The 13,226-nt window shown below is 50.4% G+C and carries 9 protein-coding genes and 1 pseudogene; 8 read left to right on the top strand and 2 right to left on the bottom strand.

Going from position 1 to position 13,226, the window contains the following annotated elements:
- Positions 1 to 568 (bottom strand): annotated as a pseudogene (locus ASC49_RS19380) (hypothetical protein); the annotation flags it as partial.
- Positions 569 to 926: 358 nt separating this feature from the next.
- Here ASC49_RS19380 and ASC49_RS19375 point away from each other — a divergent pair.
- The 8 genes from ASC49_RS19375 (at position 927) to ASC49_RS19340 (ending at position 12,965) form a co-directional block, all read left to right on the top strand.
- Positions 927 to 2,231, top strand: coding sequence for an IS1380 family transposase (locus ASC49_RS19375; RefSeq protein WP_055464860.1), 1,305 nt, complete (start codon positions 927 to 929; stop codon positions 2,229 to 2,231).
- Positions 2,232 to 2,857: 626 nt separating this feature from the next.
- The gene (locus ASC49_RS19370; RefSeq protein WP_055464859.1) at positions 2,858 to 3,769 is read left to right on the top strand and encodes an HDOD domain-containing protein; all 912 of its coding nucleotides are present in this window, start codon (positions 2,858 to 2,860) and stop codon (positions 3,767 to 3,769) included.
- Between the two features lie 63 nt (positions 3,770 to 3,832).
- Positions 3,833 to 4,138 (top strand): DUF3135 domain-containing protein, encoded by a 306-nt coding sequence (locus ASC49_RS19365; RefSeq protein ID WP_072242200.1) that lies wholly within the window; start codon positions 3,833 to 3,835, stop codon positions 4,136 to 4,138.
- Position 4,139: 1 nt separating this feature from the next.
- The gene (locus tag ASC49_RS19360; protein WP_055464857.1) at positions 4,140 to 6,080 is read left to right on the top strand and encodes a putative bifunctional diguanylate cyclase/phosphodiesterase; all 1,941 of its coding nucleotides are present in this window, start codon (positions 4,140 to 4,142) and stop codon (positions 6,078 to 6,080) included.
- A 14-nt stretch (positions 6,081 to 6,094) separates the two neighbouring features.
- Positions 6,095 to 7,648 (top strand): methyl-accepting chemotaxis protein, encoded by a 1,554-nt coding sequence (locus ASC49_RS19355; protein ID WP_055464856.1) that lies wholly within the window; start codon positions 6,095 to 6,097, stop codon positions 7,646 to 7,648.
- Between the two features lie 197 nt (positions 7,649 to 7,845).
- On the top strand, positions 7,846 to 8,373 hold the full coding sequence (locus ASC49_RS19350) for a response regulator (RefSeq protein WP_245624793.1): 528 nt from the start codon (positions 7,846 to 7,848) through the stop codon (positions 8,371 to 8,373).
- 295 nt (positions 8,374 to 8,668) lie between these two features.
- A complete protein-coding gene (locus ASC49_RS19345; RefSeq protein WP_055464855.1) occupies positions 8,669 to 12,208 on the top strand; it encodes a bacteriohemerythrin in 3,540 nt (1,179 codons plus the stop codon).
- A gap of 70 nt (positions 12,209 to 12,278) precedes the next feature.
- A complete protein-coding gene (locus tag ASC49_RS19340) occupies positions 12,279 to 12,965 on the top strand; it encodes an ABC transporter substrate-binding protein (RefSeq protein ID WP_162265226.1) in 687 nt (228 codons plus the stop codon).
- A 57-nt stretch (positions 12,966 to 13,022) separates the two neighbouring features.
- Here ASC49_RS19340 and ASC49_RS19335 read toward each other — a convergent pair.
- Positions 13,023 to 13,226: transposase (locus ASC49_RS19335; RefSeq protein WP_342667559.1), on the bottom strand; the 204-nt coding region annotated here is incomplete at its 5' end.

The raw sequence follows: 13,226 nt of genomic DNA, 5'->3' as shown, positions 1-13,226 counted from the left end.
ACAGCTGATGCAAATAGCGTGATGCCGCATCGTAACCACTGGCGCAAGTGCGATCCGCTTGCTCTTGTGCTTGCTGCCAGTAGTGCTCACGCCGATTGTAGATATCCGTCAACGCTTTTTCTTTTTCTGCTTTTTCGATGGCTAATTTTTTCGCGAGCGCTGCGGTTTGCTCTTGCTGTAATTGGCTTTGGGCTTGCTCGATAAAAGGAGAAATTACCTCGGGGGTTAACCAGTATTGATAGTTCTCGTCTGTGTTGACAGGTTCTTTTCGCGTCAGCGCTAAAGCTTGGTGACGGGTTAACTGGCCTTGCTCAAACAGCGCGCGTAATAGCGTGTCTTTCTCTGCCTCTGAGAGACTATGGAGCCATGTATCAAACTGAAACTGGGTTTGTTTGGCTTGGTGACTGGGTTGTGCGTTCAGCACCATGGCGAGTGCCTTAACCAATGCTAAGGGAATATCATACAGCGCTGCAAACGCCTGTTCCTCTTCATTGAGGTGCTCAAAATCGAATTGAATTAACGGCACTCGCTCAACGTCATCATTAAAATCAAACGTTTTGAGCCACATAAAGTACACAAGGCGCCAATCCCCTTACATTAACCCGCTGCGTAACCCTGCTAAATGCTGGAAAAATTGGTCGGCATACTCATCGTCAAAATATTCGTCATACTCCTCAAGGGAAAAAATCAGCAACTGCCACTCATCGTTTTCGTGAACATGAAGCCCATCACTTGAAAAGCCAAGTAAAGCTTCAGGGAGCGTTCCTGCTGGTAGCTTGATGTAGACATCGATTGAGCCCCAATCAGCATAGTACCTGACTCCGTGACTTAAAACTCAGCTCGCATCTCCACACACCTGTAACTACGCGGCCTGCGGCGGTAAAATGGACGCCATTCTCGATTCACCCAGACAGTGATATCTGACTATGCGTACCTTCAAGCTGGAACAGTCCAAAACCGAGATTATCACACCCCACGGCGGTCTGGCGCTGGTTGGCCACAGTGTCAACAGAATGACCTCCCTGGCTAAGACCTCGCGCACCATCGTCAAGCGCCATGGCATCGCCAACATCGATCTCATTCGCACCTACCTGGGGTTGATTTGCCTGGGCAAGAGCGACTTCGAAGCCGTCGAGCACGCACGCCATGATCCCTTCTTCAAAGCGGCCATGGGCATCAAGCAATCACCTTCATCCGCTCGGCTGCGTCAGCGTTTCGATGAAGATGCCAGGGCACTGATCCCGTTGTTGGATGAAGCCAGTGTCGAGTTTCTGTGCAAGGCGTCTGTACCTGTCGGCACGCTTGCCACCGGTCACGCGCCGCTGGATATAGACGTATTCCCCATGGACAACAGCAACACTAAGAAAGAGGGCGTGGCCTACACCTACAAGGGGCACGACGGCTACGCCCCCATCGCGGCCTACCTGGGCACGGAGGGCTGGTGTCTGGGCTGTGAGCTGCGACCGGGTAACCAACACGCCAACAAGGCGTTTATCCACACCCTCGACCGGGTGCTGCCTCGGGTGCGTCAGCTGACCGATGCACCGCTACTGGTACGGCTTGACAGCGCCCATGATGCCGCCGAGAACCGCGCGTACTTCCGTACGCACGGGGTGGACTACCTGATCAAGTGGAACCCTCGCTCGCAAGACGGTTTGGCCTGGGTTGACAAGGCTCATGCGGCTGGCGCACTCTGGTGCCATACTCGGCCGGGCAAAATGGAAACGCTGCTGAGCGAGCGGCTGGATGGCACTGACGACCACCTGATTGTCAAGGTGACAGTGCGCCACAGTGACAGTACAGGGCAGCTGTTTCTGGAGCCCGAGGTGAGCCTGGAAGGCTGGACGACCTCGCTCAAGCCGGACGCGGCGGATCATGCCAAGGTGATTGCGCTCTACCAGGATCACGCCACCAGCGAACAGTTCCACAGTGAGTTCAAGACTGATCTGGATCTCGAACGTTTGCCATCAGGGAAGTTCGATACCAACGACCTAGTCATGGCGTTTGCTGTACTGGGCTACAACCTATTGCGCTGGATGGGACAGCGCGTACTGCTGGGACCGGATGCGCCGGTGCGTCATCCGGCCAAACGTCGGCGGCTGAAGACCGTCATGCAGGAGCTGATGTATATGGCCTGCCGCCTGGTCAGCAGCGGCCGCCGTCTTTACCTGCGTTTTGGCCAACATTGCCCCGGGTTCAGGGCGTTCGGTTGCATCTACGAGTCGATCTGATCCGCTCGGCTTAACTCACCTCGTTCAACCGCCAAGCCACAAAGCGCCATGCATGGCAGGATATTTTGTGGTTCCCGATAGCATTCAGAGCAAAAAACGTCGGAGAAGACGGTGAATGATACTGCAGTAGCGCAGACGCGGCGGCAGAATCCGGATAAGATCGAGCGGTGTTAAAGGGCACGGTCATACTCAGGACAGTGGCACCGCAACGACAGATGAAGTCACTGATTCAGGTGTATATTACCACAGTGGTTGAATCGGTGTTACAACACCGCTCGCGGTGTGCGCTTTCCTCACCGCCCGATTGGGCGATGGTTCTCGCGCAAAATTGCTTAATGACACCCTCCCCGCGCTAAAGCAAGAGGGTTTCCTCTACAGAACGGCCATGCCCGACCACAAGAATGTTCTTGGCCCCGTTCACATCGCAGTCGTGAGTGACACCACACTCACTGCAAGTTCATTCTTTTATTCCAGCTCTGCTCATCCTTTCGAACTGCTGTAGCTGCATTAAGGATATTAAGCATTGTTGTTGATATGCGACAAAATAACGCACCTATAGTGATTGAAATCTACATTTAAAATGTCATAGTTTATATATGAAAAATATGACCATGATGTAGGTTGAAATGGAAGACTCTAAAGCTGGAATTATCACACTTGCAAATGTAGAGGAGAGGCTGGAGCAATTGCCTCTTCTGCCAGGAGTCATGTTCGAACTTATGAAATCAGACCCTGACAGCGAAACCTTCTTCGATGACATGGTACGACTTGCCAAGAATGATCCACCGCTGGCTAGTTTGATCATTGGCTATGCCAATTCAGCAGCCTGTATGGGCAAATGCCCGGTTGAGGGCATTGAGATGGCTTTGGTACGGGTGGGTTCCAACAATATTTTGCAGTTATTAATGGCTATTTCGGTGGCGCGGGTATTTGTTCCGGCTAAGGACGAACAACGTAATATTTGGCGTCACTCGTTAGAGGTGGCTCATATAGCATTGTTTTTGGCACGAACATCTTATTTCTCAACCGTAAAACCCGAGACTGCGTACATGGCTGGCTTACTGCACGACTTGGGGCGGTTTGTGATGCTTCAGGTTGCGCCCGATGCACTTAAAGACACAGATGTTCGAGGTTGGGGGGCGGCAGCAGAGTTGATATCTACCGAGCAGAGCACACTGGGTTTTACGCACACAGTGGTAGGTCAAATAGCTTGCAAAAAAATGCACCTGCCTGCGCTGTTAAGCAACATTGTGCGTTATCACCATCATCCTGAAGCAGTGCGCCACCCCAAGGCTCCTAAAAAGTTAAGCGATCTTTTGATTATCATCCAACTTTCCGATGGCCTGAGTTTCTTCCTGGCGGCCAATCGGGATTGGCCCGAACTGGGGGAGGATGCGTTAAAACATCGCATCGAAACTGAGGTCGTTTCTGAAGCTTGGGGTGGGGTTCACTTACCCTTGCTGGAGTTGGTGCATGCTTTACCGATGATTTATGAGGATTGCGAAAACGCCTGCAGCATGCTCGGCATTCGCAAGTAGCGGATGGATTATGAATAGACACCCTATTACAACCAGCATTCCTGACTTTGATTCGCTTGTAAGTTGGCGCAGAACGATCCCGTGGCGCTGGAGCAACTGAGAACGGAGCTGATTGAGCAACATATTGCCAAGCAACCTGAAGCACAGCGACAGAAACTTGAGCGGATGCAATTCAGAATCAACGGTGTGATACGCATGGCTAATAATCCGATTCATACCTGTGTGTTGCTGAACGATCTGTTGATGGCAAGTGCCTCTGACCTGCTGCAGAAATTGAATCAGATATCTCGCGAGTGCGACATAGAGGCAATCGATACTACTGAGCTCCTTCAGCCGCAGCTCCGTTTGGTAAAAAAGAAGGATGACTGAGATGGACAGAGCTTTACTTCCAGTCGGTGATGTGGCCGCCGCTATCGGGTTGTGTAACGAAAGTTTCGAGCAACGCAAGCGTTTCATTGCGCTGACACTTGACGAGGAGAGGCTGCTGCAACAGCTGCAGCCGCGCATGCACACTTACAGCGATCAGTTGATAGAGGCTTTCTATGATCATTTGATGCAATTTGATGCCGTGGCGGATCTGTTGCAGCACGACGCTACGCGTGTGCGGTTAAAAGATACTCAGCGCCGATATTTCGAGCGTCTTTTGTCAGGTCATTATGATTACGATTATGCGCTTGATCGTTTGGCGGTCGGAATAGCACATGAACGTATCGGCTTGAAGCCCGAGTGGTATACCGGTGCCTTCGGCAGTTACCTGCATCATTTCAGCAAGGCGTTGCAGCATGAACAGGCCGATAGTCCGGCCCAGATCTCTAGTGTGCTTACTGCACTGAACAAGCTAGTGTTGCTGGATGTCACTCTGGCACTTGATGCGTACAGCTATGCCAGTCAATGTGCCATCGTTAATGCCCGTGATGACGTGCAGAATTTGTATGATGAACAGACCCGACACATTCAGAAGCTCGCGTTTTACGACAGTTTGACTGGTTTGCCAAATCGCAACTTGCTGGGCGAGCAGGTTGAGCAAATGCTGGCTATTGCGCGGCGAGAGGGGCGCACGCTTAGTCTCATCTACATGGACATCATTAACCTTAAAGAGATTAATGACACTCTGGGGCATGAGGTGGGGGATTCGTTGCTCAAGGCGGTCAGCTTGAGGTTGCAACAAACAACCCGCGAAATGGATTTGCTGGGGCGGCCGGAACAGACTGTCGGTGGAACCTTGGCCCGCATTACAGGTGACGAGTTTGCCCTTGCCTGTTTTGTGCCGGATGGTGATGCGGTGCTCTCACTAGTGGCGCGTATCAATCAGGCATTTACTGAGCCTTTCCAAGTTGAGGGCGGGGAGGTGACGGTGCACCAGCGCTTTGGCGTTGTGTTGGCGCCCCACGACGGAGACAGCTACGAAACCCTACTACGGCACGCCGATATTGCACTTCATCAGGCCAAAGCGCGCACCGATCAAGTGTGCTTTTACGATTCACTGCTGGGTTTGAAAATCAGAGAAAGAGCCTATCTTGCGCGCCGGCTGGAAGCCGCTTTGGTAAAGGGTGAAGGGCTGGAGTTGCGGTTTCAGCCGCAAGTGTGCCTTGCCACGGACCAGCTCTGTGGTGCGGAAGTATTATTACGCTGGTTCGATGCCGAGCTGGGCTGGGTCAGTCCCAACCAATTCATACCGCTGGCTGAAGAGCGAGGGTTGATCTACATGGTCACTCGAAAGGTTTTGCAAATGGCAGGTCATCAGCGCCGTATATGGCAAGAAAAGGGTTTCATTGTTCCGGGTCGGATTCAGATAAAACTGGCTGTAAACGTGTCGGCACGAGACTTGGATGATAGTCGCTTTGCCAATGATCTGTTGCTGTTATTAGAGGAAGAAGGTGTTTCACCGAGTGATTTTGAATTGGAGCTGACCGAGACCGGTTTGATGCGCGACCCCGAGGAGGCCATCAATATGCTGCACTATCTTAAGGAAAAAGGTTTTGCTCTGGCCATTGATGACTTTGGTACCGGTCACTCATCGCTGAATTATTTGAAAGATATTGATGCGGACCTTTTGAAAATCGATATGTCGTTTGTACGCAACTTGGACTGTGATCAGGCAAACCGAGCGATCGTACAAACCATCATTGCCACTGCGCATATTTTCGGTATGAAAACCCTAGCGGAGGGGATCGAAAATAAAGCAATTGTGAACGAGTTGAAGCGGATTGGCTGTGATTATGGGCAAGGCTACTGCTTTGCCCATCCGCTTACTGCAAATGAATTTGAACAGCGCTGGCTCTCTAGCCAGGCAGCAGATGTTATGGCGTAATTGAGGTAGTCGAGATGAAAAATAATGGCCCCGTGACTCAGCGTGAACAGCATTTTGATGCGCATGTTAAGCTGATCTCATCAACCGATCTGTCGGGTGTGATCACTCACTGTAATGATGCCTTTCAGAAAATCAGCGGTTACGCCCGCGAAGAGCTGATTGGGCAGAATCATAATCTGGTGCGGCATTCGGATATGCCGGCGGAAGCGTTCGAGGTGATGTGGAACCACCTCAAGGCGGGTCGCCCCTGGATGGGGCTGGTCAAAAACCGTTGCAAAAACGGCGATCACTATTGGGTCAGCGCCTATGTGACCCCCGTGACCGAAGCAGGCAAGGTAGTGGGCTATGAATCCGTGCGCTCCTGTCCTGCACGCAAGGATGTGGAGCGGGCCGAGAAACTGTACGCCCGTGTCAATCGCAAGCGTCGTCAGTTGCAAGTGCCGCGCTATCTGCAGCAACTCCTGATCGCGCTGGCCTTTATCGTACCGGCGGTAGCGCTGGCCTATTGGCTGTCACCGCTGGCCAGTACCCTCTGGTTGATCGCTGCCCTGTTGATCTTCGGCGGTATTCAGTTCCTGCACCACAAGCATGATCTTGAATTGATCAGCAAGGAGCTGCACGGTGTGTTCATGCACCCTCTGGCAGCGAACACCTACACCAACCAGCACGGTATGACCGGCAATATCATGGTGGGGGTGATGAGCCTGCGTGCACACCTGGATGCGGTGTTGACCCGTATTGAGGATGCGTCCCGACAAGTGGCGCAGCAGTCGCGGCTGGGGCTGGAACTGTCCGAAACCGCCCGCGAGGAGATGCAGGCTCAAAGCCGTCAAACCGAGCTGGTAGCGACCGCCATGCACGAGATGTCATTGGCGATTCACGAAATTTCGCACAACGTTCAGAAAACCGAGGGTCAGGCCAAGCATTCCAGAGAACTGGCCGGGCAGGGTGGCGAGATTGCCCGCATCACCTGTACCTCTATAGAAGAGCTGCGTAACACCGTTTCCGAGATCGGTCAGGCAGTGCATCTGTTGGCTGAGCAGACCAGTGAGATCGCCCACGCTGCTCAGTCCATTGAGGATATCTCCGATCAAACCAACCTGCTGGCCTTGAATGCAGCGATCGAGGCGGCCCGTGCCGGTGATCATGGTCGCGGCTTCTCGGTAGTGGCTGATGAGGTGCGTGTACTGGCGGGCAATACCCGCGAGTCGGCGCAGAACATCCGCAAAATCGTTGAAGGTTTGACCGGGCAGGCTAACTCCTCGGTAAACGTCGCCAAAGAAGGGGCGGAAGATGCCGAAACCGGCTTGCAGCGGGTTATTGAATCGGAGTCCATGCTGCAAGGGATCGCCGAGGCGGTGAATCAGATCTCGGCGATGTCCGAGCAGATGGCCGCGGCGGTTGAAGAGCAGGCGCTGGTATCGGAGGAGGTGAACCGTCAGGTGAAAGAGATTTCCGAGCTGGCCGAACGCAGCCTGGCCAGAACAGAAGAAAGCGCTGAAAGTATTCGCCAGTCACAGCGTGTGTCTGGACAGTTGCACGAATTAGTTAATCGCTTCAAACAATAACTCATTATGGAGCAGCCACAGACTAAAGTCACAACTGCTGCATCTCAATGTAGTAGGGAGCGCTATGACCAAGCATCAGGCTCTTGTCATATTACCTGTCCGAGGCAGGCCAATGAGTCTAGCTTGTAGAACATGTCTCATGTGGCTTTTGTTCTTAAAAGTGCACAACTAGATGGATACTATTTCAAAGCTGACATATGAAAACACTTACTACCGGCGAAATCGCCAAAATCTGTGATGTGAATCTTCGCACGGTGATACGATGGATCGAGCGTGGCGAGCTGAAGGGCTTCAGATTGCCTGGGCGAGGCAACAACCGGGTTCTGGTTGAAGACTTTGTCAATTTTCTTGAACAGCATGGCATGCCAATTCCGCCAGAATTTGCCCCCAAAAACAATTGTCGTGTGCTGGTATTGGATGATGAGCCTGCTATTACGCGCTTGATCAGCCGAATTCTGCGCTCAGGCGGCTACGAGGTGGATGTGGCAACGGACGGTTTCCAGGGGGGCACAAAGCTGCTGCAGAATCGTCCCGCGCTGATTACGTTGGATCTGAGTATGCCAGGCCTGGATGGTTTTCAGGTTTTGGACTTCATCCGCTCTACCAGCGAGATCAGAAACACTAGAGTGCTTGTAGTCTCAGCACTTAGCAATTCAGATTTGAACCGTGCTTTGGAACTAGTGCGGACGCTGTGTTGCAAAAGCCCTTTCAGCATCAGGAGTTGACGGGAGTAGTTGATCGATTACTTCAGGGGGTTGCCCAAGAAGGTTAGCAGGTACCTGGACGTCCAGAATGACCAGACCACTACATGAACGCCCTTGAGTAGTATCAGGTAGTGAAAGGAACTCAAAAAGGCTAGTGTTTCACGCTATGGTCAAACCAAAAAATATGTTGCCATGATCCGACATGAAAGAATGGACGTAGCACTGACACCTTGTCATTTAGGATGCACTGATTTAGTGCAATGAGCAGAGCTGAAATTTAGACTGCATAAAAATCATAATCATTAATTAGGTTCCCATGTCTTCACATGAATCCCCGTTTGGCTTCGATATCGTTCCTTGGAACCCAAGCTTTGAAACCGGTATCCAGACGATTGATCAGCAACATCTCCAGTTGGTTAAGCTACTTAACAGTTTGGCTAACCAGTATGTTTTTGGTCTGGAGCCTAACCAGTTAAAGTCAATTGTTGATGGCCTTGTTGACTATGCAGCTTATCATTTTGATTCCGAAGAAATATTATGGATAGAAGTGTTCGAGGATGATGAGTGGTTTGCCAGGCACCACCGCTCACATGATGGGTTCGTAGACAAAGTACGCGCCATGCAGGCTCAAGTTGAAAATACTGCCAGTCTGGCAGGGGTTGATGATCTGCTTTCCTTTTTGGTGAGCTGGCTGGCACACCATATTCTGCACGATGACAAGAGCATGGCAGTTGCTTTGCTTGAGGTGCATAAAGGGAGGCCTTTGTCTGAGGCCAAAAAGGCGTCGCGCGAAGCGATGAGCGGTGAAGCCTCGGGCCTTATCCAGAGTGTGCTTAGTATGTACAAGCAACTTTCGGGTCGCACCTTAGCTTTACAGCGAGAAGCGTATGCCCGAGAGGTGGCTGAAAAGAAACTCATAGAACAGGAAGACCATTGGAAGTCAGTCTTGGGGGGGACCAACGACTCTTTCTGGGATATGGACCTAGACGCACTTGATTCAATCTGTCCTGATGAAGCGCTCGATTTGCTTACTCAGCCTGGACAGGCCATCCACCCGGACGATTGGCCCGTCCTGAAAAATAAGTTCCTTGAACATTTGTTGGGTAAGACCGATGTTTTCAGCCATCAGCATAGGGTTATTAATAGTGATGGGAACGAGCGCTGGGTACAGTGCCGTAGCAAAGTTATTGCTCGTGATTTTGGAGGCCGGCCGTTACGAGTAGTTGGTACCCAGATGGATATAACTGAGCGTAAAACACAGGAGCTTATTTTACAGCGGGAAAGAGATACCCGATTGATAATAAGTGATTTTGCCTCAGACTTTATGGCCTCGTCCCCACAAGATTTTGATACTGCAATAGAGAGAGCTCTGCAACGAGCTGGTGTTTATTTGGGCGCAGATCGCACTTATGTTTTTCTTGTGAGCGGCGATGGCAGATATATGAGCAACACTCACGAGTGGTGTGCAGATGGCATCAATGCCGAAATTAATAACCTTCAGAATCTACCCTCTAACCTAACTCCGTGGTGGTGGCATCAATTGCGAACCACTGGTTATGTGCTGATTCCGCGAGTCAGCGATATGCCCCTTCAGGATCATGCTGAACAAACCATTCTGGAAGCTCAATCAATCAAGTCAGTTTGCGTATATCCGTTGCGGATATGTGGCGACATTGTCGGGTTTTTAGGCAACGACTCTGTTAAGGAAGAGCGGCAATGGGGGCCAGATGTTCTGCAATTCTTAGAACTGATGAGTGACTTGTTGGGTATTGCTCTGGAACACAGGCAAGTGCACAGACAAAAAATGCTTGAAACGGAACGTCTGGAGCGGGCAGAGCAGCAAGCTCACCTGGGGCACTGGAGCTATCAATTGGGTGACGGTGAAACTTTTTGGTCTAAGGAAGTTTTTCGAATATTTGAGCAGGATCCGACGAGCTCAACGCCGACATATGATAGCTACTTTGAAATGGTTCATCCTGAGGATCGTCAAAAAGCCCACCAAGCTTTCCAGAAGGCAAAAAGCATTGCGGGTAACCTGTATACGGAGCATAGAATCTGCCTTACGTCAGGGCGAACCAAGTACTTGGAAGTTCGTGGTCAGTTTGAAACAGGCCCTGATGGTCAACCGGTAGCTGTTGAAGGGACTATCCAGGATGTTACAGATAAAACAATGTATCTGGAGCAGCTGCGTCAATTAGCGTATGAAGATGATTTGACCGGTTTACCAAATAACAGAGCGCTGAAAGAAAGGTTGAAACTGGCAATAAACCATTGTGAGCAGAATGGTTGTCATCTGGTTCTGGCAATACTGGACTTGGATAACTTTAGGGAAGTAAATGAACGACAGGGTACAGCTTTTGGCGATGATGTGTTGTTGGCACTCAGTCAAAGGACTCGTGCAGTGTGTGGTGAGGAAGCCTTTATCGCTCGTAATGGTGGTGATGAGTTCATCATATTGTTACCTAAAATGAGGCTGGATGATGACCACTTTTTGTTGTTTCGCCGGTTACTAGTGCGAGTAGGCGAGCCTTTGGTTGTCTCGGGCGTACAGATTCAGGTCACAGCAAGTATTGGTGTTACGCAGTATCCTCAGCCTAACAAAGTTTCAGAAGATCAGCTATTGCGGCAGGCCAACCAAGCTCTTTTTGAAGCCAAAATGCAGGGTAAAAACCGGTTGCAGCAATATGATGTGCAATGGGAGCAGAAAACACTGGCACTGACGGGCAGACTTAAGGCAATAAAAAAAGCGCTATTGAACGAAGAATTCGTACTTTTCTACCAACCGAAGGTCAATATGGCAAAGGGCACCGTTTTGGGAGTGGAAGCGCTTATCCGCTGGCAGCCACCTTCCGGAGAATTAATGCCACCCAATATGTTTTTGCCTGCAATTCAGGACCATCCATTGGAAGTTGAGCTTGGGGACTGGGTGATTCACACAGCAGTGGCTCAAGCCGAGGCTTGGCATGAACAGGGCTTGTCTCTTGAAGTCAGTGTGAATGTAACCAGCCTTCAAATTCTCCAGCACGATTTTGTTAGCAAACTTAAGTCTGAGCTTGAGGCGCATCCAGGTATTAGCCCACGGTTTTTGCAAATTGAAATTTTGGAAAGTAGTGCCTTGCATGATCTGAATAAAGTATCCCGAGTAATGCGGCAATGTCGTGAACTAGGGGTACGGTTTGCACTGGATGATTTTGGTACAGGGTTCTCTTCTCTCTCTTATCTGAAACATTTGCCGGCCAGTGTTTTGAAAATTGACCAGAGTTTTGTCCGCAACATGCTGGACGACTCTGATGATTTGTCCATTATTTCCGGTGTTGTTGGTATGTCCCAGGCCTTTGGCTTACAGGTGCTTGCTGAAGGTATAGAAACTGAGGAGCATGGTGAACTGCTGCTGCGATTAGGGTGCGAGTGTGGACAGGGTTACGGTATTGCTCGACCGATGAAGGCGGGAGACTTGCATAGCTGGGTTAGCCACTGGCAGGCGCCTAATACTTGGAAAGTACAAAAGCCTGTAGAGTTTCATAATTTGCCGCTACTGCACGCCGAAGTGGAGCACAGACACTGGGTGAACCAACTTGAGTCGTGGTTGCAGGGTGAAACCGATTCCTTACCGGCTTTGCATACCAGCGAATGTAACGTTGGTAGATGGATAGAAAATAATGGGCAAGTCCGTTTTCAAAATAAGCCTGAATTCACCCAATTGTTAACTGCTCACGAACATTTACACAGTGCTGGAGAGCAGCTGGTTGATGCACATGCAAGAGGTGATATGGAGATAGCTTACGAGAAGTTATTTGCCATATATGATTACAGAAATGCCGTTTTATCTGCCTTAAGGTTATTAGAAAGGAGTTAGTTTGAGCATAAGGATTTGTTTTCGAACGGCGTGTGTACTTGTAATGCTTGTTCTCATGGGTTGTGAAGACTTGAATGAATTGAAAACATTGAGGATCGCAGTCAATCCGTGGCCAGGTTACGGCTATTTTGCAGTGGTCGAAGAGCGGGAGTACACATCCGTCTTGGAAATTGTTGAGACTGCTTCTTTAAGCGATTCTGTTCGGGCCTTCAATCGTGGCCAGGTAGATATGCTGGGCGGTACCTTGGCTGAGCTCGCAGCGATTAACCACTCTGGAAAGAGAACGGCCAGCGCGGTTCTGGTACTTAACCGATCGGTTGGAGCGGACATGATCGTTGCAAGTAATGAGATAACCAGCCTCGAACAGTTGGCAGGAAAACGTCTTGCTTTGGAAAAGGGCTCAGCCAATGTTTTGGTATTGGCGATGGCCCTGTCAAAAAGTGGGTTGCAACTTGACCAGATTGACTTGTTGCCTGTCCCCCAGGGCGAAATGCCGGTTGCTATGATGACAGGCCATGCTGATGCGGCCATTACCTACCCGCCAACCTCGGTCGAGCTTGAGAGTTTGGTGGGTTTCAGTCGGTTGTTTGATACTAGCCAGGCACCGAATGCTGTGATTGATCTGCTGATTGTGGCCGATGAAGTGATCGATCAGCATCCGAAAGAACTTGCCTCGGTTATGGATACTACGAACAAGTCAGATAATTTCGCTCTGACTTGTTCTGTGCACCAACCACACTTCAAACATGCCTTTTAATCGCGATTTTTTCGCTATTTCGGAGCTTTGAGCGCCCCAACTCATCGTTCAGGCGGATTACCCCCGTGCAGAACGAATCATCTGATCCACTCGTAACAAGTTTCCAAGCGCAAACAGCACGGCAAGTTTGTTGTCATTTTTAGGCAGACCTCTGTAGATGGCTTTGCGAAAACCAAATTGGCATTTCAGTATTCTAAACGGGTGCTCGACTTTCGCTCGGATACTCGCCTTTAAGTATTCCGTTCGGATCATCTGCTTGTT

This window comes from Marinomonas fungiae (assembly GCF_001418205.1).
Taxonomy (GTDB): domain Bacteria; phylum Pseudomonadota; class Gammaproteobacteria; order Pseudomonadales; family Marinomonadaceae; genus Marinomonas; species Marinomonas fungiae.
The sequence above is the reverse complement of the archived record's forward strand: the minus strand, read 5'-3'. Positions and strand labels throughout refer to the sequence as shown.